This window comes from Thermococcus eurythermalis (assembly GCF_000769655.1).
Taxonomy (GTDB): domain Archaea; phylum Methanobacteriota_B; class Thermococci; order Thermococcales; family Thermococcaceae; genus Thermococcus; species Thermococcus eurythermalis.
Map to the genome: position 1 here is coordinate 493,958 of NZ_CP008887.1, position 21,735 is coordinate 515,692.

A 21,735-nucleotide genomic window follows, 5' to 3' on the forward strand; every position below is an offset into this window, starting at 1 on the left:
TGCCATGCCTTTTAGAGATTTGCTGATAGCCTCAGTCGCAATCGCCAACGGCTTGCCCTTAATAACCCTCGACAGAGATTTTGAAGCTCTGAGAGAGCTGGGTTTTGATGTTCACATCATTTAGGTTCCCCAATCCACGCCACCGGTTCGACCTCTATGGCAACGACCCCGTACTTCTTCTCCTTCTCCTCCGAATAAAAGCGCCTGTAGACCTTAACGCCCTCCTCGATGCTCTTCACTCCGGGCAGGACGTTCTCAAGGCCCTCCTTTTCCAGCATCTCCTTGAATGACGAGTAAACCCTCATGTCCTTGACGACGCAGACGAGCTTGTTCTCGAAGACTATCTCATCTCCTGGCTTTATTGCTTGCCTCTTCTCGTCATATAGACGGCCCTCAATCTTCTTTTTGCCCTCGGCTATGGCCTTTAGGTACTCCTCCTGGAGGCCCATCTTCCACCTCATCTTACCACCTCACAGCAGGGCTTTTATGAGGCTCGGACTGACCTTTATGAGCTTTGCGAGAAGTCTTGGCCTCTTGAGTATTGCCTTTGCAGTCCTGAGGTGGTCGTCGAAGTCCGCCTGGCTCTCAATTACCTCCCTCGCTTCCTTACTGCCAAGGACTTCAAATATCTTCTCTATGGCCTCCTGGTCGAGGCCGAGGAAGAGCTTCCTGAACCTCAGCCCGAAGCTTATCTGGTTCCTCACCCAGGAGCAGTAGTTCCAGTAGTTCTCTGGTTTATCCTCAAGCAGGGCTTTCCTCAGGGCCCTTGCACAGAGCATCCCGTAGACTATTCCCCCTGCGGTCGTCGGCTTAATCTGCAGAGCGGCGTCGCCTACGAGGGCGACGTTTCCCCTGACCCAGGGCTTTCTCCAGCCGAAGCCCACTGGGCCGGCCTTAAACTCTAGAATCTTTGTTGGTTTGAGCATCCTGAGGCGCAGGAACCTGTTCAGGGACTCTATACTACCGAAAGTCCCCACCCTGGCGGTCTCCTCGTCTATGGGAGCCACCCACGCGAAGAATTCGGGTGTTATCTCCTTGTTAACCCAGACTTCGACGTTCCTCTTTTCAAACTCTCCCAGCACCTCAACCTCGTATCCGCTGAGGAACTCGGCCTTCGTCTTCGCTCCCATCGCTTTCGCCACCGTGCTGTTCACGCCGTCGGCGCCGATGTAGAACTCGGCCCTGACTTCGAGGGTCTCTCCGAGGTGCTGGAGGACTGCTCTCCCGCCTTTGAAGCCCTTAAACGTCGTGCTCATAAGGTATTCGGCGCCGTGTTTCATTGCGGACTTTGCGAGCTCCCTTTCAAGCGTTTTCCTGTCAACGAGGTACGCCTGGGGGCTCTTCCTTCCTATCGAGAAGCTCTGGATTCGCGAATAGAAAGTCGCCCCGTAGAGCTCGTTGAGGATAGCCTTTTTCGGCAGGCTGAGCGTCTCGTAGTTCTCGGCCCCGATTATTCCGGTGCATGCCTTTCCCCCGAAGGAGTTCTTTTTCTCGACGACGGCGACGCTGTAGTCCCTCGCGAGAATGCTCGCCAGATAGTTGCCAACGGGTCCGCCGCCGATGATTAGGACATCGTACTTCATCCTCACCCCTCTGTGGGAGGTAGTTTTTAAACTCTAAAAACCTACCTTTCCCGGTGATCGTATGAAGGTTCTCGTGACGGGTTTCGAGCCCTTCGGTGGTGAGAGCATAAACCCATCGTGGGAGGCCGTTAAAGCACTTCCCGACGAGCTCAACGGCGCAACGCTTCTGAAAGTCCAGTTGCCCGTGTCTTTCAAGGGCGTTCGGGAAATTCTTCCGAGGCTGATAACCAAGGAGAAGCCTGACATCGTCCTAATGGCCGGTCAGGCGGGCGGAAGGCCCAACGTGACAGTTGAAAGGGTTGCAATAAACGTCATGGACTCAACGATGCCGGACAACGACGGCTTTGCGCCCGAGGACGAGCCTGTCTTTGAGGGCGCTCCAGATGCCTACTTTGCCACGATACCGATTAAGGCCATTGTCAAAGCTCTCAGAGATGCTGGAATCCCGGCTGGGGTCTCCAACACCGCCGGAACCTACGTCTGCAACACCGCGATGTTTACGGCCCTGCACACGATAGCGGTCTCAGGAATGGAAGCAAAAGCGGGTTTTATCCACGTTCCATTTAACCATGCCCAGGCCCTCGACAAGCCGAGGCCGTCCATGGCCCAGGAAACGATAAACAGAGCGATAAGGCTCGCCTTGGAACTACTCATTGAATAGCTCGTTGAAGTCAATCTCGTAAACCACCGAGCCGTTAAAGCTCTGGGCCTCCCTGAAGCGCGCTATGAGGGAGCTCAGTGTCTCTATCAGCGCTCCCCTAATTTCGCTCATTATCTTCTCCGCCTCTTCCCTGTTTCTGAGGTCAAAGACTTTGTCCTTGAGCTCGGAGACTCTTATCTCCTCGTCTCCAAGCCGGATTGGGGGGTCTACTCCGTTGAGAACCTTCTTGAGCTCCTCATCGAACTCAAGCTCCCTAACCCTGACCCTGTACACTCCCCTGAGGACGTCGTACTCCTTGTCAAAAACAACCCGCATCTTCATGCTATCACCTCTTTAGTGTAATTGGCGTTTCACTAAATAACCATTTTGGTGGCAACTTTTTAAACCACCCTCCCTACTCCCTGTTAGAGGTGGTGCTCATTCTCATACTCGGCATAGATGTGGTTGGCGAGAACCCAAAGCGCTTCGCAGTCGTGAGCTGGTACAACGGGAGGCTTGAGCGAAAGGGTGAGTTTACACTGTACCGCCTGATCCGCTTCATCAGGACTAAGAGGCCGGACATAGTGGCCATTGACAGCGTCACAGAGCTCGGCGACGACCTTAGAAAGTTCCTCCGGGCCCTCCCGCCTGGGACAAAGCTCGTCCAGGTGACCGGCCGTCCCGGGGAGCAGAGGAGCCTGCAGAGCCTTGCAAAGGAGCACGGCATAGCCACCGGCGACAGGTTCGACCCCTACGAGGAGGCTAAGCTCTCCGCCCTGCTCGCGAGCAAGGGCGTCGGCTACGAGGTTCTGGCCTTTGAGGACGAGGTCATAGTCAGGGTCACCCGCGGAAGGAGCCACGGCAAGGGCGGCTGGAGCCAGGACCGCTACAGGAAGCGCGTCCACAACCTCGTCAGGGACAAGGTTAGGGAGATTGAAGACAGGCTGAGGCGGGCGGAGATACCCTTCGACCTCGAAACTGAGGAGAAGGACTACGGCCTTGCCAGGGGAGAGTTCAGGATATACGCGAGCAGGGAAGAGCTCACCGGAATCGTGAAGCCGATGCGGGGTGGGGATGTCGAGGTCAGAATCCAGCCGGTTGAGAGGGCAGAGCTCGGCTTTGCCCCTCTTAAAGGAGAGGAGGCCGTGAAGGAGAGGAAGAGCGTTATCGTGGGCATAGACCCGGGTATAACCGTTGGCATAGCCGTGATAGACCTCAGCGGCAACGTGATAGCCCTCCACAGCGAAAGGAACATGCCCGTAGGTGAAGTGTTCCGGTTCATAAGCGAGATAGGGCACCCTGTTGTTGTCGCGACCGACGTTTCCCCCGCTCCGGGCTTCGTCGAGAAGATAGCCCGCTCATTCAAGGCCCAGCTCTTCGTCCCGAGGGAGAGCTTGAGGGTTGAAGAGAAGAACGAGCTGCTGAGGAGCCTTGGCGTCAAGGTCGAAGACGACCACCAGCGCGACGCCCTGGCCGCGGCATACAAGGCCTACCTCCGCCTGAAGCCGAAGCTTGAGCACGTCGAGGCCAAGCTCCGCGAGGCGGGACTTCTGAGGAAGGCGGATGAGGTTAAGGCCCTCGTAATTCAGGGCTACAACCTCGGCGAGGCGATGCAGAGGGTTGCGAGGCGCGAGAGGCCCATGGAAGAGACTCCCGAGCCTGAGGGCGGAGAGAGCGTTGACGTGAGGCCGTACGTGAGGAAAATCCGCGAGCTTGAGGAGAGGATAGCGCTCCTTGAGAGGGAGAACGAGGAGCTCAGGGGCATCATTAGGGAGCAGAGAAGAACCATCGAGAGGCTTGAGCGTAGAATAGCGGACTACGACGAGGAGGTCAGGAGAAAAGTCCTCCGCGAGAGGGAGCTTGAGGCGAAGGTGAAGCGCATTGAGGCCCTTGAAAAACAGCTGAGGGAGGCGAAGGCCCTAATAGAGCGCCTCAGCAGAGACCTCGTCAAGGTCAAGAGGATGAACGTCGTCGAGGTTCGGGGCAGTGCGGTTCCGTTGAAGGTGCTCCGCGTCCTCAGCTGGCGCGAGCTTGAAAGGATTGAGCGCGAGGTTGGCCTGAGGAGGGGCGACGTCCTCTTCGTTGTGAACCCCGCGGGCGCTGGAAAAGCAATAGCGGAAGAGCTCGTGGAGAAGGGAATTAGGGCGCTGATAACGGAGAACCCCCTGCCAGACCCGGTCAGGGAAGTCCTACGCGAGGCGCACGTGCCGTTCTTCACGAGCGAGGAGCTCGACGTCAAGCGCGTGGACGAGTTTGCAGTCGTCGAGAGGGAGACTCTGGAGAGGGCAATCAAAGAGCTTTTAGAGCGCTGGAAGAAGGAGGACGAGGAGAGGGAAGCCGAAAGGTTCCTCAAGCTGGTTGAGGAGTACAGGATTGAGCGCATCAGGGAGCTCAAGCGGAGGGCAGAGGAGGAGCTTGAGTCAGAGAGGTGGCATAAAAAACAAGGGATTTAAGTCCCGGCGCCTTAATCCTTTTGGTGGTGGAAATCGGGCGGGAACGGTTTGTCTTGCTCTCCTCGCTCTTCGTTGTCTTTCTGGGGTTTTTGACTGCCCTACTCAACGGGAGGAGCGACCACATCTACCGGACTCTCGTGGCAATGCTCGGCCTTTCCGTCCCTCTGGTTCTTCCGAGAAGGCTCCCAGACCCGCCGGCGAAGCTCAGGCCCTTCCTGGCCCCGGTATACAACAAGAAGACAATGGCAGTCCTTTCGGTCTTCATAGCGGTTCACGTCTCCCTTGTTAACGTCCCCTTTACAAGCTACGACCTCTTTCACAAGGACTGGCGGAACGCGGACATGATAAGCCACTTCCTCGGAGGGCTGACGGTGTGGCTGATTGTAGCCGAGGTTCTCTCTGGCCTGGAAGCCCTTGGAGTCCGGCTCACAAGAAGGCAGGTCATCGTTTACTCCTTCGTGGTCTTTTATGCACTCTCCCTCGGCTGGGAGCTGGCGGAAAAGCTGAGCGAAGGCTGGATAGGCTTCATAACCGAGAGCACGGAGAACAAGCTGAGAGACTTGACCATGAACACCCTCGGGGCGCTCCTTGGGCTGTGGGTGGTCGAGAAGAGGGGTTATCCCTTCCGGCTGGGATAGGGGACAGGACAAAAGGGTGGCTACTCAATTCCCTCAAGCACGCTCTTGAGGGCCTTTAAATACCTCGCGGTTTCCTCCACGCCTTTTTCCGTTATCCTGACTGCCGTTCTAGGCCTGTCCGCAAAGACCTTGTAGAGCTCCACGTAGCCCTCCCTTTCGAGTGCCTTGAGGTGCGAGTCGAGGTTTCCAGGGGTTACTTCCAGGACTTCCAGGAGCTCCTTGAATAGGGCCTTCCTTCTCGGCAGGAGGTAGAGCACGATGCCCAGTCGAATCGGGTTGCCGAGGACGTGGTTCTTCGTCAGTTCCCTTAGGGGCTCCATCGTATCACCGTTCAATGGCTTTGAAGGCCGAGTGGAGGTACCAGAGAACCGTAAAGGAGTACCCCGCCGTCACGACGAAGCCGGCCCAGACTACGGCACCCGTCTCCATTCTCCATACCACTGGGATTGCGAGGAGCGGGAGTACGAACGATGGCATCATCTCGCGCTCTCCTCTTCCGCGGGTCATGAGGAGCCACATGCCGAAGATGGAGATGGCTATGAAGCTCAGGAATCCAACTCCAAGTCTCGCATCTGTGCTGACCCCCACCCATTCAAGGGACGGTATGAGTCCCCACCCCACGATGCTTCCGATGGCCCAGGGGAGGCCTATCAAGAAGGCGGCTTTTTTGTCTCCCCTCTCTTTCGCGTCTGGGTAAACTGCCGAGTACAGTCCCTCCAGCCTTCTCCAAATCCTGGCCGTCAGCGGCACAACGACCATAATGGCCCCCGCCCAGTAGAGGGCTGAGGCCCAGCCGGACATATCAAACACTCCGTACAGCGTGTAGAAGACCGCCATGGCGGCGAGCCATATCCCGAAGTTCATCGCGCCGTACATCTTCCCCGCCGCTATCAGCTTCCCCTCAACCCTCTCAAGGACGTTTTTCAGCTCATCGATTTCCTCCATCCTTTATCACCAGTTGAGAATGAGCGTTTCTCCTATTTATAGCGTGGGCTTTTTCTGAATTTCAGAATGTAGCGATCGCGAATTGAGGGGTAGTGTTAAATATTTTGAATTCTAAACTTTCCATAAGAGGTGGAGAGTATGGAAGTCCTCAGCGCGGGAATCCCAATTCTCGATGAGGCCCTTGGAGGAGGTCTCCTTGAAGACAGCAACCTCTTGATAGTCTACGACACGTATTCAAACGGCTGGGCCCTTGGCTTTGAGATTGTGAGGCGCAGGATAGGTATGGGTGACTTCGGGGTTATCCTCGATTCCGTCCTTCCTATCACACCCCTCCGCATGGAGCTTATGGCTATAAACTTCGATATCGACGAGCTCGGAAGAAGGGGTGACCTCGCGGTCGTGGACATATTCTCCTCCTTCTACGGCCTCAAGTACTCGGAGGATTACATCTACACGGATCCGACCATAGATGGGAGCACATTCCTCCCCAAGTACAACGGCCTCTACTACCGCGTTCTCAAGGAGCGGATCGGCGATAGAAGGCCAGTAGGAATAGACGTTACAGTTGATGGAATGGCCTTCCTTCTCGGTGAGAAGAACTTCATCCGCGTCTTTCAGAGGCTCATGGCCTTCAAGGAGCGCGCCAGAATTTCAGAAAAGAGGAAGAGGCCCCTCAACATATTCCTCCTCAACCGGAGCCGCGCTTCCGATGAGCTCGTTTCCTGGATGTCCCTGTACAGCCAGTACGTCATAGAGTTCCAGCCCACCGAGAACTTTGGCGTCGAGAAGTTCTTTGTCAGAAGCTCACCGCTCCCCGATTTTGAGCCGAGTGTTGAGGGTTATACTTTCAGGCTGATAAGGGGAAGGGTCGAGATAGAGAAGCCAGAAAAGTCCGGTTAGTTTTCGTTTTTCTCTCTAAACCTTAAGACAATCAGTCCCGCCAAATTCGCCGAGGAGTGAAGCACGATTGCAGGGAGTATGCCTCCAAGTGCTAAGAGGTAGCCGGCCAGCGAGCCGAGAACGAAGGCTCCCCCGACAGCAACAATCTTCCGTTTTTTGCTTCCTTCGTAGGCCCTCCAGTGGGGGAGTGCGAAGAGCAAAGCTGAGAAGAGTATCGCACTCCAGAAGTGGTCATGGCTCAAAAGATAGCCCTCGATGAGCCCCCTTGTAAAGACTTCTTCTCCCAGCGGAGCTAGAATGAGGAGGAGAACGAGCCTTTCAACGCCCTCGGGCATGAACTCCTCCATCGGCACCGAGGGATTGCCTTCGAGCAGGTTGATTATAAGCGAGGCACCAAAGCCGAGAACAACTGCCTGGGGAACGTATCTGAAGCTTACACCGAGACCGAACTTCCCCGGCCCGCCCATGAGCTCGATCACCGCAAGCGAGAGGAAAAACATCGTCAGTTGCATCGCGAAGCCGGCCTTTTTCGCCCATCTCCCGGCGACCAGGGTGGCAACGGCCCCTGAAGCGGATAAAATCAACAGCCACAGGGCAAAGGCAACCGCGAACTCAATCATCTCCGGCAACCTTCCTTAAAATTTTGAGGACTTCCCTGAGCTCTTCAATTCCATCTTCGGTTATTTCGACGAACTTCCTCGGCCTCCTTCCAAAGCCATAGTATGTCCTAACGATTCCGGCCTCCTCAAGCGCCTTCAGGTGAAATTCAAGGTTTCCGGCGGTGAGCTTCAAGGCTTTTCTCAGGCCTGCGAAGGTCGCCCTCTCCCTCGACAGCAGGTAGAGCGCTATTGCCAGCCTCGTCGGATTGCCGAGCGGAGACCTTGAAAGCTTTGCCAGTTCTTCGAGCATGTCACTCCCTCATTGCCCCCTTCAGGTGGAGGTAAGCCGTGAGCGAGAATGCGAAGGCAACGGCCATCACGGCGTAGCCAAAGCCCGTGTAGAGAGCCGTCGAGGAGAGCAGTATCACCCCTGCCAGCGCTGTCTTCCAGTCCCTTTTTCCAATGAAGATGAACTCAACGCCCGTCAGGAGGAACAGGCCGAGTCCTATGAAGACCAGCAACCATAGACCCTCGTTTTCGGTGTACACGCTGGCAATCAGGGCCGAGAGTGGCCACACGATAACCTGAGCAAGAACGTAACCCCTGGACGTTTCCTCAATGTGCCCCAGGGCCTCTTCCAGCTGAATAACTCTTCTGAAGGTCTTTCTCTCTTCGGCGATGAATCCCACGACTGCCGCCAGAGAAAGCCACTGGATGGCGTTTCCTTCACTAATCCCGGCATACTTTGACAGGATTTGTGCGAGGAGGTAAACCCCGGGCATCGCCCACGCCCAGTAGAGGAAAACGCTCGCCCTGTACGCCTTCTTCGCGAAGTTGAGCTCCCTCTCGATGGCCTTTAGAGCTTCACTGAGTTCCTCCATGCTCTCACCGAGAAAAGTTTGAGTGAGCCTTTAAATACCCGCCCGGAAGTTTGGGGCGCAAACTAACCGCCGGCCCTCGCCAGTCGGAACTTCCCCATGAAGCGCTCGATTTCCTCAGGAGGGCCTTCCACGAGAATCCGATTGAGGACTATCCCGTTCCTCTCGATGGTTTCGAGAAGGGTTAAGCCAACCCCAGCCCCGCTCTTTCGCCTTATCTCCTCGAGCTCCTCAAAGGGAACGGCCGTCTCGATAATCATAACGCCCCTCTCAACAGAGTCTCTTTAGAATCTCATGGTAGAACTCTATCGGCTTGAGAACCTTTATCTCGTGGTCTTGAAGCGTTAATTCCTTGTTCTCGTCCCGCAGGGTCAGAAGGTCGTCGTCCCAGGTCAAAATATACTCTGCCTTCCCCTCGTATGCTATCTCAAGCCACTTGTTATCATCTGGGTCTCTGGAGAGGTTTACCCTCACCGAGGGCGCTACAATCACGGAGCCTTTCAGATACCGGGCGAGAATTCGCTTCCATTCGCTTGATAGCTTTCCCATCTCGGCCAGGATTCCCATCTTTAGGCTGAGTTCTGTTAGGGCTTCTTCGCTCGTGTAATTCACGAAGAAACGTCCGTCGAGTGCCTTTATGAGAAGAGCTGAGAGGCCATCTGGTTTTATCATTGCGCCAAGAACCACGTTGGTGTCCATGACGACTTTCATCACTCGGCACCCATTAGCTTCTTGTACTCCCTCTCGACCTCCCTGAGAATCTCTTTCACTTCTTCCCCTTCGTCCTCAAATTCACCTTTCCTTAGTCTCTCCCGTGCTCCCTCACTCTCCTCCCTGATTTCCTCTTCCCTGAGGCTTCTTGCCAGTTCTTTCGCCTCTTCGAGCATCATCTGGCCGAGCGTGAAGGTAACGGCGAACTTTATGAAGTCCGAACGACTCCGGAATTCCCTTTTCTCTATGAGCTCGTCTATCTTCCTGACAACGTAGCCCGGCAGTCTAACGGAAATCGGGTATTCCACCCTCTCAGCCATGAAATCACCAATACGAATTAACTACAATTGTATTTAACCTTTGCTACTCAACCCTGAACGTCAGCCCCTTCTCCCTCGCCTTCCTCTCGACCTGAAGGCGGAACTGGCAGGCCTTGCATATCTCCCCCGTCGTCGGCTGGCCGCATATCTTACAGCGGTTCAGCTCGCTGGTTTTCTTCGTGTAGGTCTTCGCTATGAGCGGGAAGAGCTTGTCGTAGCTCCTGAGGATTTGATACTTCGTTCCAGGGTGTCTTTCCTCCATCTCATTGAGCCAGTCGCGGATTTCAGCTCTGAAGGCCTCGACCGCGTAGGGGCATTCGCTTAAATCGACCTCTATGTTGTTCAGAACCGCGTAGAGGACAATCTCCTTCTCGGGAATCTCGCGGAGGGGCTTTATCCTCGGGACGAGCTCCGGGTGGATTTCCTCATAGTAGGGGCCCGTTCTTCCCAATCTCGCTATATCGCCCCTCAGAATGTTCATTATGAACATCTGCACCTCGTCGTCGAGGTTGTGGCCGACGGCGAGTTTGTCGGCGCCGACGTCCTTGGCCGCGTAGTTGAGGAGCCAGCGCCTCCAGACACCGCAGTAGGAGCACGCGCCGACGCGTTCGCCCCTCTCAAAACTTCCCATTATCTCAACCGTCTCGTCGAGGGTAAAGCCAATGTATTCCTTAAAGGAATAAACGCGGTGCTCTATACCGAGCTTCTTCGCGTTCCTCTTCGCTATCTCAACACTTGGAGGCCTGTAGCCGGCTATGCCCTCGTCTATCGTTATCGCGACGAGTTCAAACGGAAACTTCTCCCGGAGCTTGGCCAAGAGGTGCATGAGAACGACGCTGTCCTTTCCGCCTGAAACCCCAACCGCTATTCGCTCGCCCTTCTCTATGAGGCAGTACTTCTTGACGGTCTCCTTGAACTTCTTCTCCACCATCTCGTTGAAGTGCTTGTGGCAGTAGTACCTACCCGTGTAGCGCGCGTGGTAAACGGCTGGACGACCGCACTTGGAGCAGACTGCTGGCATGGGTTGTCATACGATTGGAGCTTTTAAAAAGGTTGGTGCATGGGTAGGTTTGCGGTGTCTAAACGATAAGAAACGAGAAATAGAGAGCAGAGCCGCTACCCTGCGAGGTTGAGAAGGGCCGGGAGGAGGTTCAGTGCGAGGAGGAACAGGCCGATTCCTATCGTCGCGTACCTCACGGGCCTTGCTACCCCCTCCGGCAGGTATTCCTTTATGACGTCGTCAAGCATCCTCCCGCCGTCGAGGGGGACGAGCGGGAAGAGGTTCATGAGGCCTATTCCTATGTTGAGGACGTAAATCCAGTACAGGGCGAAGAACAGGGGCAGAACTATTCCTTCGTGCCCCACACGGGAGGCGACGTGCTGGACGGGGTGGATGCCTATGAAGCCCTTGCCCGGGTTGTCCGGGTTTTCTGCGAGGGTCAGCTGCAGGTTAAGCTCTTTTCCCTCCCTGAGGACTCTAAGCGTTATTGTCTCTCCCGCTTTCGTTTTGTTCATTACCGTGATGAACTCGTCCATGGTTTTAGTGCTCTCTCCGTTTATGGCGAGGATGACGTCTCCCTTCTGGAGAACCCCGTCCGCGGGGGTGCCCTTTATCACGCCGCCGACTTCTACCCCGTTGGGTGTGAGGAGGGGGCTCACCGCGTAGCTTATGAGGAGCGCCGCGAGGATTGCCGTCAGGACGTTTGCCAGTGAACCGGCCCCGTAAACGCGGAGCCTTGAGCGTAGGGGTGCCTTTAGAAGTTCTTCCTCGTCGGGTTCAACGAAGGCTCCGGGGATAACCGCGAGCAGAACCAGGCCAACCGATTTCAGCGGGAGCCCTTCAGCTCTAGCGACCACACCGTGGCTCAGTTCGTGGACGACCATGACAACCGCGAGCCCTATCAGTCCGTACCAGAGGGGTATCGTGACGCCGGGGATAACGAGCTGGACTCCGGCGGGGCTTTCCTTGGTCTGGAGGGTCTTCAGCGCCGTCGTAAGGAGCATAAAGAAGACGCAGGCCATGCCCATGTAGCCGAGTGCTATTCCGATATCGCTGTAAACTTTCCAGAAACGCCTGTTGGCCCTGGAAACACGGTCTATGAAGCCGAGCAACCTTTTGGTTCTCCACATCGCTACGAGAAAGTCAACGCTCAGTCCCTCTTCTTTCTCCACAGGTGCCCCTGTTTCGGGGTCTACCTCCTTCTTTCCGAACAGCGTGTAGAGGATTAGCCAGAACGCGGTTATTGCCGCCACCACGATGACCACAGTGCTTGCCATGGTTCAACACCTTTTTCTGCTGGGATAACTTGGTCGGCGGGTCTTATAAACGTTAGCGGGCGGGCTTTAAGTAGCTGGAGTGTCCTTGGTGGAGTCCTGCGTCCGACCTTATGTCTCACCTGGATACCGAGGCGGGGGAAATGTATTAAAGGGTGCCAACGAAGAACGGCCTGCGATGATGAGTGATGGGCGAACCGAAGGATGAGGAAGGAAAGGTGATCGCTGAGCAATAAAAATTTGAAAAAGGGTGATTTACTGTCTCTTAATCTTTTTGGCACCAAGAACTGAAAGTGCCAACATCACAAATAGTCCAGGGCCACATATTCCGAGTCCGGACTCTTTTGGGTTTTCTGTCTGTTGTGAGGTGTATGCCACTTTCTCCTTGTTGGATTCCGTAGTGGTTGATTCTTCTTTTGTGTTTTCTGATGAGGATGCAGGTTCCCTGCTTTGAGTGTTAACTTTTGTGAGGGTAACTACAATTTCGTTCTGGACTCCCGGCTGTATGTTTATCTGTTTGATGTACTCCTCGTATCCTTCCATCACGACCCGAATTTCATGAGTTCCTGGTTCAAGTTCGACTGTAATGGGGGCGGACCCGGCGTACCTGTTGTCTATGTATACATTGGCTCCCTGGGGGCTCGTCTGAATCGTTAGCACTCCAAATTCGGGCTCTAGTTTTGCTTCCACTAAAACAGTTGCTCCCGGCCGAACGTCTACCTGTTTTGTAAACTCTTTGTACCCATCCTTCACTATCTTGATGTTATGTACACCAGCCTTGAGCTTTAGGTCGTTGATGGGAGTCGTGCCAACTAGCTCGTTATCTACATAAACCTGTGCTTCTGATGGCTCCGAGCGGACTTGGACTGTACCCCAGTTCGGTTTTAAGGTTGCGGTTATTGATTTTGTTGACCCGGGAGATATCTCCACCTGTGTAACATACTCCTGATAATCTTCTTTTACAATACGGACTTCATGAGTTCCAATGGTTAAATTGAACTCTTTTAAGGGGGTTGTTCCTACTAGCTGACCGTCTATGTAGACATCGGCTCCTGAGGGTTCAGAATAAACGTTCACTAGGCCCCAGTCCGGTTGTAGCCTAATTGTTATAGTGGTGCTCCCTGATACTGTTATCTCTTTTTGCACGGGGAGATAGTGCTCTTTGGTAACTTCAACAATGTGGTTTCCAGGCGTTATCTCTACCGTTACTGGGCTCTTTCCCATGTATTCGCCATCGATACTGACGTCTGCGTTAGTGGGTACAGTGTTTATCGTCACCGTGGATAGGAGTCCCACTTGAAAGTCTATTGAGTAGCCGGCGTCAAAGGACACCTCCCTAATGTCCCACTGAAATGTTTTTGAACCAAACACGTAGTCTACGATAAGCTTGAATCCTTCTTTCATTTTGAACTCTGGATAGAGTTTTACCGTAGTTATGCTATCTGTTGTGTATGGGGCTGGGATGTAAATCGTCGTTTCAGATGACTGGATTGAATATTCCCTGCTACCTGCCCTGAACTTTAGAATTGGTTCCTCTAGTAATGCATATATTTCTCCACCGGCCAGTATCTTGAAAGTTGCTATATGTAACTCCTCGTAGCCTCCTATGTTCAGGTGTGCTGTTGAAGTTTTGATTCTCTCATCGTTCACGTACATCTCCCACTCCACGGCCACGTCGTTAATTTGTATTCTCACAGGTATTTCACGGGCTTTGCGGGATATGTACTTTGGACGGCTAATTGTGCATTGGACTTTGACAACCGTTCTTTCTGTTACCTTTATCCCCACTCCAGCAACCCAACTTCGAAAATCGTAGTTGGGTCTCCCGTGAACACTATGTTATATGTGTTGTCTATCCACTCGGTGCTGTATGGTTGGGATGCGCTGACTGTGGGCAACTGTATAGTGAGACTACTAATACCAAGAAGCAAAAGAACAACTACAACTATGCCACCACCTTTTTTGGAGTTCCCTGTCATATTACTCACTCCTCCCAAGTTTTTTGGAGTGTATGTATCTCTTAGCAAATGATTTTAGAACAATTAGTTTTTAAACTTTAATTACATCCTCTGTGTTGGGATGATGAGTTCAGCCTTGTCCGAGCTGTGACGAGGGAGTGACGGACTGACCGCGAGCCTAATTGAATTCTGCAATTTTTATGGGGGCCCTCTGGGTGAGTGTGAAGAAGTAGAGACGGAGTAGAGGGTGTTGCCGATTAGACTCCCATCATTACGTCTCTCAAATCCCTCAAAAACTCCTTCAGGTGCTCCTCCCTGACGTGGGGCATCAAGACAATCCTGATGTAGCCGCGGTGGGCGCTGATTCCCCAGCCCCTTCTCTTCAGCTCCTCTTCCACCGTTTCGAGGTTCTCCGTGCCGAAGGAGACGATGTTGAGCACGGGCTCGCGTATCAGGTACACGCCGGGGATTTTCTTCAGCTCGCCCGCGAACCACCGGCTCAGCTCCATAGCCTTTCTCACGATTTCCTTGTAGCCCTCGAAGCCGAGGTGCTTTATCATCGCCCAGACGGCCAAGGCGTTTGCGCCCGGCCTCGTCCCGGTTATCGTCGCCTGCCATATCCTTCCTCCCGCGAGGTAAGGGGCCAGAACGCTTATCGCGTCTATGTATTTCTTCTCCCTGAAGATTATTCCCCCGGCCGGAATCGGCACCATGCCCATCTTGTGGGGGTCTATGGTGATGCTCTTCACGCCCTTCAAGCGAAAGTCGAAGTCCGGGATATCGTAGCCGAGGGCCTTCGCGAAGGGAATGACAAAGCCCCCAAAGGCGGCATCAACGTGGAGTGGAAGCCCGTAGTCGAGAGCCAGATCGCTGAGCGCAGGGATGTCGTCCACTACTCCGAGGCCGGTTGTCCCGGCTATTCCGACGATTCCAATGGTGTTGTCCGTAATCTTACTCTCCACGTCCTTGACGTTGACGGTGTAGTCCTCGTTGAGCTCCGCCCACACGAGCTTGACCCTCAGCATCTCGCCGGCCTTGATGAACGAGAAGTGCGCGCTCTTTGGCAGAATCAGCTCTGGTTTTTCAACATCGGCTAAATTGCGGAAGGCCCTCACGGCCAGGATGTTCGCCTCGGTACCCCCGGAGACTATGTGTCCGTAGCCCCTTTCGAGGCCGAGAAGACTGGAAAGCATCTCGATGGCCTCTTCCTCAACTTTCCTGCTCCCCACGTGGAGCCCGGGGTCTCCGAGGTTTCTGTCTATGAACTCGGTGATTACCTTTATCGCAAAGGGGTGGGGGTAGGTGCACATGGAGCCGAGAATCCTTCCGGAGTCGAACGTTAAATCTTCGGCGGTTTTCCGCCTTAACTCACTCAGCACTTCCTCCTCGCCCGCTCCCCGCTCTGGAAACATGCTCTCACCGGTGGTCGCTCTCAGGATAATGATTTAAGCTTTTGCCTTTTGAGGTACGCCTTGAAGAAGACCGGCGTCGTGAGTGCCGTCAGCATGGAGACTATGATGACGCTGGCGAAGAGGCCCTGGTCTATCAGCCCGGCATTGAGGCCGAAGGTCAGGATTGCCAGCTCAAGGCTTCCCCTGCCCCCCATTCCTATGCCGACAGCTATGGAGTCGTCCCAGCTGAGGCCCGAAAGCTTTGCGCCGAGACCGCAGCCGATAAGCTTTCCGAGGACTGCCGAGACGTAGAGGCCGGCTATCAGCGGGAGGCTGACCTGGTTCAGGGGCGGGTTGAACATCAGGCCGACATAGATGAAGAAGAGCGGGATGAAGAACTCGGTAAGGACTACCTGCAGGTCTTCGATCAGCTCATTGAGCTTAATCCTAGTTACGACCAGGGGGTCTTTCCTCTCACGGAGCCTGCTTATCGTTAGACCGGCGAGGTAGGCGCCGATTATCTGGTTGAGGCCGATGTTCTCCGCTATTATGGCGAGCAGGAAGGTCAGTATGAGGGTGAACGTGAAGAACACGTTGAGGTTCCTGACGATGTTCCTGAACCACCCGGCCTTCTTGAAGACGAACTCAGAGATGAGGAGGGTTGCGGCTATAAAGGAGAATATCTTGAGGGTGAGCACTCCAAATGCCTGCAGGTTGAGGCTCCCCTTCGCCATCGCCGTGACGATGCCGATGAGGTAAACGGCGAGTATGTCGTCGGCGAAGGCGGCGCCCATGAGTACGGAGGAGATGACCCTCTTCACCCTCTCCTTGACGAGGACACCGCTAGTAACCTCTATGGCCGTGTTTCCGAGGGTAACTCCGATGAATATGGCAGCTGCCATGCCCTTTCCGAAGAAGGAGACTGTAAGAAACCCCAGCACGAAGGAGACCGCAACTCCCAGGGTCGCCACGACTACAGCTTTCTTGGTGTTCTGGGCTATCGCCGAGAAGTTGCTCGTCAGCCCCATGTAGAGCATCATCATTATCAGCCCGAACTCCGCGAGAACCCTGAGCTCCTCACTTGGGTGGACTACCCCAAGGGCAAACGGCCCGAGGGCTATTCCGGTGAGCACATGCGCCAGTATCGGGTGTATCTCAAACCTCTCGAAAAACCATTCGAGGCTCTTAGCGGTAACGAGTAGAACCGCAAGGGCAGCCAGGAACTCCACGTCATCCCCTCCTTGCGATCAGGGCCCCAATTATCCAGAGCACCATGAGCAGAACTGCCAAAATCGAGACCAGTGTGACAGCTTCCCTGTTCGTGCCGAAGACTATCGGAATGGGGCCTATCATTATCACGCCTCCGCCCTCGACTTCCCCTTCTCCTCCCAGGGCGGAAATCAGAGTCCCCAGGAACACTAGAAGGAACCCTATGAATATCAGGGCTATGCCCGCTATGATAAGCGTATCCCCCCTCATCGAACGATTATCTGTGGCGCTTTCTTTTAAACCTTCCCCCGAACACTGGCTTTTGTTATGGTGGGGCTTGGGGGAATGTTAAGGTTTAAAATGCCTCCACCGAACTACCTGTATGCTTGTGCTTGTTGACCTCGACGACACCCTCTGCAACACGTGGGAGGCCGGGAAAAGAGCAATGCTCCGCGCTATTCCCTTTCTCCTGCGCAGGCGCAAGTTCAGGGCGCTCTTCTACTTCCTCACTGCCAGGTATAGGGGGCTTGAGGGCCTTAAGAGGCTCCACACTCTCGACCTCCACGAGCTCGTGGAGGAGCTGTTTAGGGGGATATACCCCGGAATAAGTGGGGAGGAGCTTGTCGAGTTCTCGGCCTTCCTTGAAAATCACTTTTTCAGACATTTGAGGCTTTATGAAGATGCTCTTCCGTTTTTGAGGAGCCTTAAGGGGCTCGGCGCGAAGCTAGTTCTCGTCACTGACTCATCAACCAACTGGCAGAGGAAGAAGCTTAAAGTCCTCGGGATTGAGGAATACTTTGACGACGTAATCATAAGCGGTGAGACGGGACACAGCAAGTTTGAGGACTACAACTTCCGCCTCGCCCTGGAGAGGTTTCCAGACAGCGAAGTCTACGTCGTCGGCGACCGCGACGAGACCGACATGGCCGGTGCGAGGGCAATCGGGGCCGTTGGAATCCTCGTGAGGCGGGGCTACTTCAGCGGCAGGAAGGTCAGAAACGCCGACTACGTTGTTAAAGACCTTTTGGAGGCCCTGGAGGTGATTAAACGTGAGCATAAAAAGAGAAATCAAGCGTAAAGCCCTCCATATTACCGGTCTAACCGTTCCTGCCGTTTACATGGCCTTTGGGAGGGACTTCACCCTCGCATTTGTCGGGCTTGCGTTCCTCCTGTTCGTGATTCTGGAGCCCTTCCGCGTGATTGAGGAGTGGAGGGACAGGATAAAGAAAGAGCTGGGCCTCTACGTCTCCCCGGATGTCCTTGAGAAAATAGAACTCATTGAAAACCACATCGACGAGATAACGAGGGAGCACGAGAGAGACCGCGTTGCCGCGCACATCTACTTCGCGGCGGCGTCCTTCATAGTGGTCTATTTCTTCCCGAAGGAGGTCGCGGTCGGCGCCATAGCCCTCGCGACCCTCGGAGATGCCCTCGCCGCCATAGTCGGGAAGAGTCTTGGCAGGCACCGCTTTTCAAACGGAAAGAGCGTTGAGGGGAGCCTCGCATACTTTCTCGCTGGTCTGGCAGTGCTCACTCCGCTCGTGGGCCTCCCGCTCGCGGTTGCCGGCTCTCTGACCGGGACGATAGCCGAGTTCTACAACCTCCCGCCCGACGACAACTTCTCTAACCAGCTCGCTGTGGCGCTGGCCGTTTACCTGGCGGGACTCGTTATCTGAGCTAAAAATCCAGAAATGTAGAAAAGGGAAGAAACGGGCGGTCACTCTGTGGTGACCGTGGCGAACTGGGTGAATGTATCCGCGTCGCCCCACTCCTGGCCTGGCTCGGTGTCCTTGACCGCGTCCTGGAGCGGTAGCGAGTCAACCGCCGAGTCGCCGGCGCCCTGTCCGGTGACGTAGGCGACAATGTTTATCTCTCCTGGCTTGACGCCGAGGGCTTCCCACGGAATCGCTATCTCAAGGGTCTGGAGGCCGTCTTCTGCTCCGCCGGTGTAGGCGTAGAACCCCACTAACTGGAGGTCCTTGTACTCCCAGCCGGTTCCATTCCAGAGGACGAGCTGGGCGCTGGTTATCGTGCTGGTTCCGGGGTCTCCGAAGAATTCTCCGTTCCAGAAGAAGTACAGCTGAGCGTCTATTCCCCTGCTGAAGCTGACCTTCTTGCCCCAGGAGTCCTGGTCTCCGGTGTAGCCGCCGTCCTTGTAGTCCAGCGAGATGCCGTAGGCAATCCTCCAGGAGGCCCTGTTCTCGGTTGTTAGGGCTATGTAGAGGAACTGGTCGTCGTAGTCAACGTAGAGGGCCTTGAGGTCTGCTCCGTCCTGTCCATAGCCGGCCTCATCAACGGCCACCTGCGGAACGCTCCAGTCGTCTAGGTTTCCGTCTATGGTCTTTGTGAGGTTCTTGGAGAGCTCCTCGAGGTGCTGGAGCTTTTCGAAGTTGCCCTCTTCAACCGTCACCTTTAGAGCTTCCATTTCCTTGAGTACTCTCTTCAGCCCAGTGTATGCGCGGAATATCTTGAGTGAGGCTCCGAAAGCGGCGTTTCCTTTATCAATGCTCTCCTTGCCCTCGTTGTAGAGTTTGAGGAGGTCTGTTACGGTGTCTTCATATTCCCTGACTTTCTCCGCGATTTCATCTGGGAGGGTCGCGTTCTCGAAGTACTCGCGGAGCTCAAGGTAGCGCTCGTAGTCGTTCTTGAAGTGCCAGACTCCGTAGTACCTGTTTAGGGCGATGAAGTTACCCCAGAACTCCTGCAGCTCCATTTTCCTGCGCACTAGGGTGTAGTCTACGGCGTTTGCCTCCTTGACTATACCGTTGGTCTCGATTTTGATGTAGTAGTCGAGGTATCCGTCAAGGACTTCATCCTTTGTAGGCTTGTCGCTCAGCACGTCAACGGCGTCGCTGATGTCGTCGTCGTTGAAGGGGTCTCCAAAGTTCCAGACTCCACCTCCCCAGCTTAGGCCGGTGGCAACCTGGAAGCTGAACTTGGTCGCTCCACCGAAGACCTCCACCGGAACCTTGACCTCAACTGTGTTCGCGGTGAGGTTTACGGCAACGACTGCCCCATTCACTGTGACTATGTTGTTGTCAGGGTCTATGAAGTACAGCATGGACTCAACGCTGTTGCCCGCGGGCATTACAGCGGTGTCGCCGGTGCATCCCGAGCACTTGAGGTTAACCGCCATCTGGATGTCCCACTCTATAACCGAACCCGTGTCCATGCTACCCGCGAAACGCCCGGCTTTTCCACCGTCCCTGTAGTCTATGGGGACGGCTATGAACGTTGCTCCGTTTGCTCCGAGCTTCATGTTGCTCATGTTTCTGAACTTGAAGAGGAAGTAGACGTAGTGGTCGTCCTTTGTAACGGCCACCTCTGTGAGGTCTGCATGGCTTGAAGTGTAGTCGGTTTCTGAGAGATAGATGTCTTTGTCAGTCCTGTGGTCGTTCTCAGCGTCCTTCCAGATGAACGTGCCGCTGACTACGTCGTAGGTGTTGTTTGACAGCTCTGCGGTTGGCCAGTCGTCCGGGTTGCCGTCAACCTCTATTTTTCCAACCCACACCACATCAACGTCCATTGTGATGACGTTGTTGTCCTCGTTGGCCTCCTCGATAAGGTTGTCCTCATCCACCGTAACCTTCAGCGTGTACCGGCCAGTTTCGTTTGGTTTCCACGTGAAAGTGAGCTCCCTCTCCTCTCCGGCACCGAGGTCTACCGTCCAGTTGGAGATGAGTGTGTCGTTTACGTAGGCCCTGACCTCAGCATCGGAGGCCGGAAGGGAACCGAGGTTCTTCACGGTGACACGGTATTCGGTCGTTCTGTTGAGTCCCGCGATAGTGGGGCCGGTTATACTGGCGGTGAGGTCTGCCATAAGGAACCATTCACAGAGAAACATATTGGTAAGTATGTCTTGGTCTGTCCATTCGCTGTTTATGTTTGAGTAGTCTATTGCGGGGTCAATTGGAAGAGTGTCAACTGCAGAGTCTCCGTCATTGTTTCCTGCAATCCATGAAATTATTGCGAACTTTGAACGCTTTCCTCCGAGGGCTGACCAGGGTATTTTTATTTCTATGGTCTGGATTCCTTGGTCTCCTCCGACATAAGCGTAGTCTCCGATGTCTTTTACGTTACCCATGCTTCCCCATCCGCTTCCAGTCCAGTCATGCATTCCCATCCAGGTAATCTCGCCATTTTGAGCTTCAGCGTAGATTATGTAATCTGGGAGGAACTGTCCTGAGAACTGTATATTTTTCGCCCAGGGGTCTGTGGTTCCACCATTGCCACTTCCGGGGTCAACATCGATGGCTATGCCATAGTCTGGCCACCACTTTTCGGTATTGTTCGTTTTTATCGCAATGTAAAGATACTGATCGTCCCATGAGATGTACATCTTGTCTAAGTTAGCTCCAGCCAGCCCATTGTCATGTCCGACAACTACGATGTCGGAGGTGTCCCAGTCGTTCAGGTCGCCATCTATAGTCTTGGGTGCGACTGAGATTTCCGCGAGGCTAGTGAGTATGTCTCCGTCCGTCCATTCTCCGTCTCCAGCTGTCGGGTAATCAACATCGGGATCAACGGGGAGAGTGTCTATTGCCGAGCTGTGGGCGCCATCTCCCGCGAGCCAGGCGATTAGAGCAATTTTCTCTGGGCGCCCGCCGAGGGCCTCCCAGGGGATTGCAAGCTCCACCGTTCCAAATGATGGGTCCGGAGATGATGCGTACTTGACGTTTCCTATCCCAACGTCGTCCCAGCCGTTTCCGTTCCAGTGCTTGAAGTCTCCACCGCCGATTCTCTGGTTCCCGGAGTCGTACCAGAAGTAGAGCTCGTAGTCTATTGCGTAGCCTCCCCCGAAACCGATGTTCCGCCACCAGATGTCCTCAAAACCGTTCGAGGGGTCGCCATCCTGGTCGGCCCCGACGTAGCCGTTCCCAGTTCCGGGGTCGATGTCAATTCCAACTCCGAGGACGGTGTTCCAGTGTTCGGTGTTGTTCGTCTTTATCGCGATGTAGAGGTACTGGTCGTCCCAGGCAACGTAAAGCCTGTCAAGGTTGGCCCCGGCAAGGCCGGTGTCCTGCCCGACCGCTATTAGGTCGCTTGCCGTCCAGTCGTTTAGATTACCATCTATAGTCTTCGTGCCGTACATGGCACTTACAAAACTATCTGTAGGATGCACTAAACCGAGCAGCAACAGAAAAACCAACAGGATTGCAGTTGTTTTTCTCATCGTACCACCCCCAATGTGTGGAAGTCCCACGGGTGTGCAATAGTCACCTACAGTGACAGATGA

At 54.5% G+C, this 21,735-nt stretch carries 25 protein-coding genes; 7 read left to right on the top strand and 18 right to left on the bottom strand.

Annotated elements, in window-relative coordinates; all coding sequences use genetic code 11:
* Positions 1 to 4: 4 nt before the first annotated feature.
* Entirely contained in the window at positions 5 to 124 is a 120-nt protein-coding gene (locus TEU_RS12050; protein ID WP_394297634.1) for a PIN domain-containing protein, read from the top strand.
* Here the strand turns inward: TEU_RS12050 and TEU_RS02640 are convergent.
* Positions 117 to 461: an ASCH domain-containing protein gene (locus TEU_RS02640; protein WP_050002315.1), complete on the bottom strand. Its 345-nt coding sequence runs from the start codon at positions 459 to 461 to the stop codon at positions 117 to 119. The two genes, TEU_RS12050 and TEU_RS02640, sit on opposite strands and share 8 nt — an antisense overlap.
* A gap of 9 nt (positions 462 to 470) precedes the next feature.
* Positions 471 to 1,583, bottom strand: a complete 1,113-nt coding sequence (locus TEU_RS02645; protein WP_050002316.1) for a geranylgeranyl reductase family protein — start codon at positions 1,581 to 1,583, stop codon at positions 471 to 473.
* 61 nt (positions 1,584 to 1,644) lie between these two features.
* Here TEU_RS02645 and pcp point away from each other — a divergent pair, with 61 nt between their 5' ends.
* Entirely contained in the window at positions 1,645 to 2,244 is a 600-nt protein-coding gene (gene pcp, locus TEU_RS02650; protein WP_050002317.1) for a pyroglutamyl-peptidase I, read from the top strand.
* Here the strand turns inward: pcp and TEU_RS02655 are convergent.
* Entirely contained in the window at positions 2,230 to 2,565 is a 336-nt protein-coding gene (locus tag TEU_RS02655) for a hypothetical protein (protein WP_050002318.1), read from the bottom strand. The genes pcp and TEU_RS02655 overlap by 15 nt on opposite strands.
* Positions 2,566 to 2,657: 92 nt before the next feature.
* Here TEU_RS02655 and TEU_RS02660 point away from each other — a divergent pair, with 92 nt between their 5' ends.
* Both TEU_RS02660 and TEU_RS02665 read left to right on the top strand, forming a co-directional pair.
* A complete protein-coding gene (locus tag TEU_RS02660) occupies positions 2,658 to 4,676 on the top strand; it encodes a DUF460 domain-containing protein (RefSeq protein WP_050002319.1) in 2,019 nt (672 codons plus the stop codon).
* A 23-nt stretch (positions 4,677 to 4,699) separates the two neighbouring features.
* Complete coding sequence (locus tag TEU_RS02665; RefSeq protein ID WP_050002320.1) at positions 4,700 to 5,314, top strand: hypothetical protein; 615 nt, start codon at positions 4,700 to 4,702, stop codon at positions 5,312 to 5,314.
* A gap of 20 nt (positions 5,315 to 5,334) precedes the next feature.
* On the opposite strand, the gene TEU_RS02670 is transcribed toward TEU_RS02665, so the two are convergent.
* Together TEU_RS02670 and TEU_RS02675 are read right to left on the bottom strand one after the other, a co-directional pair.
* Positions 5,335 to 5,634 carry a transcriptional regulator gene (locus tag TEU_RS02670; protein ID WP_050002321.1) on the bottom strand — a complete coding sequence of 100 codons (300 nt, stop codon included), beginning with the start codon at positions 5,632 to 5,634 and terminating at the stop codon, positions 5,335 to 5,337.
* 4 nt (positions 5,635 to 5,638) lie between these two features.
* Positions 5,639 to 6,259 carry a hypothetical protein gene (locus tag TEU_RS02675; protein ID WP_050002322.1) on the bottom strand — a complete coding sequence of 207 codons (621 nt, stop codon included), beginning with the start codon at positions 6,257 to 6,259 and terminating at the stop codon, positions 5,639 to 5,641.
* Positions 6,260 to 6,397: 138 nt separating this feature from the next.
* On the opposite strand from TEU_RS02675, the gene TEU_RS02680 reads away from it, so the two are divergent.
* On the top strand, positions 6,398 to 7,159 hold the full coding sequence (locus TEU_RS02680) for a hypothetical protein (protein ID WP_050002323.1): 762 nt from the start codon (positions 6,398 to 6,400) through the stop codon (positions 7,157 to 7,159).
* On the opposite strand, the gene TEU_RS02685 is transcribed toward TEU_RS02680, so the two are convergent.
* The 12 genes from TEU_RS02685 to TEU_RS02745 form a co-directional block, all read right to left on the bottom strand.
* Positions 7,156 to 7,779 carry a CPBP family intramembrane glutamic endopeptidase gene (locus TEU_RS02685; RefSeq protein WP_050002324.1) on the bottom strand — a complete coding sequence of 208 codons (624 nt, stop codon included), beginning with the start codon at positions 7,777 to 7,779 and terminating at the stop codon, positions 7,156 to 7,158. The genes TEU_RS02680 and TEU_RS02685 overlap by 4 nt on opposite strands.
* A complete protein-coding gene (locus TEU_RS02690; protein ID WP_050002325.1) occupies positions 7,772 to 8,068 on the bottom strand; it encodes a transcriptional regulator in 297 nt (98 codons plus the stop codon). Before TEU_RS02690 ends, TEU_RS02685 begins: the two co-directional genes overlap by 8 nt.
* A gap of 1 nt (position 8,069) precedes the next feature.
* A complete protein-coding gene (locus tag TEU_RS02695; RefSeq protein WP_050002326.1) occupies positions 8,070 to 8,639 on the bottom strand; it encodes a hypothetical protein in 570 nt (189 codons plus the stop codon).
* Positions 8,640 to 8,701: 62 nt separating this feature from the next.
* Positions 8,702 to 8,896 carry a TIGR04140 family protein gene (locus TEU_RS02700; protein ID WP_050002327.1) on the bottom strand — a complete coding sequence of 65 codons (195 nt, stop codon included), beginning with the start codon at positions 8,894 to 8,896 and terminating at the stop codon, positions 8,702 to 8,704.
* Positions 8,897 to 8,906: 10 nt separating this feature from the next.
* Positions 8,907 to 9,347, bottom strand: a complete 441-nt coding sequence (locus TEU_RS02705; protein ID WP_050003918.1) for a putative toxin-antitoxin system toxin component, PIN family — start codon at positions 9,345 to 9,347, stop codon at positions 8,907 to 8,909.
* Positions 9,347 to 9,667 (bottom strand): ribbon-helix-helix domain-containing protein, encoded by a 321-nt coding sequence (locus tag TEU_RS02710; RefSeq protein ID WP_050002328.1) that lies wholly within the window; start codon positions 9,665 to 9,667, stop codon positions 9,347 to 9,349. Before TEU_RS02710 ends, TEU_RS02705 begins: the two co-directional genes overlap by 1 nt.
* Before the next feature lie 43 nt (positions 9,668 to 9,710).
* Complete coding sequence (locus TEU_RS02715; RefSeq protein ID WP_050002329.1) at positions 9,711 to 10,688, bottom strand: TIGR00269 family protein; 978 nt, start codon at positions 10,686 to 10,688, stop codon at positions 9,711 to 9,713.
* Positions 10,689 to 10,783: 95 nt separating this feature from the next.
* Positions 10,784 to 11,944 carry a site-2 protease family protein gene (locus TEU_RS02720; protein ID WP_050002330.1) on the bottom strand — a complete coding sequence of 387 codons (1,161 nt, stop codon included), beginning with the start codon at positions 11,942 to 11,944 and terminating at the stop codon, positions 10,784 to 10,786.
* Between the two features lie 252 nt (positions 11,945 to 12,196).
* Entirely contained in the window at positions 12,197 to 13,729 is a 1,533-nt protein-coding gene (locus TEU_RS02725) for a PEGA domain-containing protein (protein WP_050002331.1), read from the bottom strand.
* 427 nt (positions 13,730 to 14,156) lie between these two features.
* Positions 14,157 to 15,311: a tyrosine decarboxylase MfnA gene (gene mfnA, locus TEU_RS02735; protein ID WP_050002333.1), complete on the bottom strand. Its 1,155-nt coding sequence runs from the start codon at positions 15,309 to 15,311 to the stop codon at positions 14,157 to 14,159.
* Positions 15,312 to 15,331: 20 nt separating this feature from the next.
* Entirely contained in the window at positions 15,332 to 16,519 is a 1,188-nt protein-coding gene (locus tag TEU_RS02740) for a cation:proton antiporter (protein WP_050002334.1), read from the bottom strand.
* Position 16,520: 1 nt separating this feature from the next.
* Positions 16,521 to 16,769 carry a TIGR00304 family membrane protein gene (locus TEU_RS02745; protein ID WP_050002335.1) on the bottom strand — a complete coding sequence of 83 codons (249 nt, stop codon included), beginning with the start codon at positions 16,767 to 16,769 and terminating at the stop codon, positions 16,521 to 16,523.
* A 112-nt stretch (positions 16,770 to 16,881) separates the two neighbouring features.
* On the opposite strand from TEU_RS02745, the gene TEU_RS02750 reads away from it, so the two are divergent.
* Positions 16,882 to 17,577 carry an HAD family hydrolase gene (locus TEU_RS02750; protein ID WP_050002336.1) on the top strand — a complete coding sequence of 232 codons (696 nt, stop codon included), beginning with the start codon at positions 16,882 to 16,884 and terminating at the stop codon, positions 17,575 to 17,577.
* Positions 17,549 to 18,175, top strand: a complete 627-nt coding sequence (locus TEU_RS02755) for a diacylglycerol/polyprenol kinase family protein (RefSeq protein ID WP_050002337.1) — start codon at positions 17,549 to 17,551, stop codon at positions 18,173 to 18,175. Before TEU_RS02750 ends, TEU_RS02755 begins: the two co-directional genes overlap by 29 nt.
* Before the next feature lie 41 nt (positions 18,176 to 18,216).
* Here the strand turns inward: TEU_RS02755 and TEU_RS02760 are convergent, their stop codons facing one another.
* Positions 18,217 to 21,672: a CARDB domain-containing protein gene (locus TEU_RS02760; protein ID WP_050002338.1), complete on the bottom strand. Its 3,456-nt coding sequence runs from the start codon at positions 21,670 to 21,672 to the stop codon at positions 18,217 to 18,219.
* Positions 21,673 to 21,735: the final 63 nt, after the last annotated feature.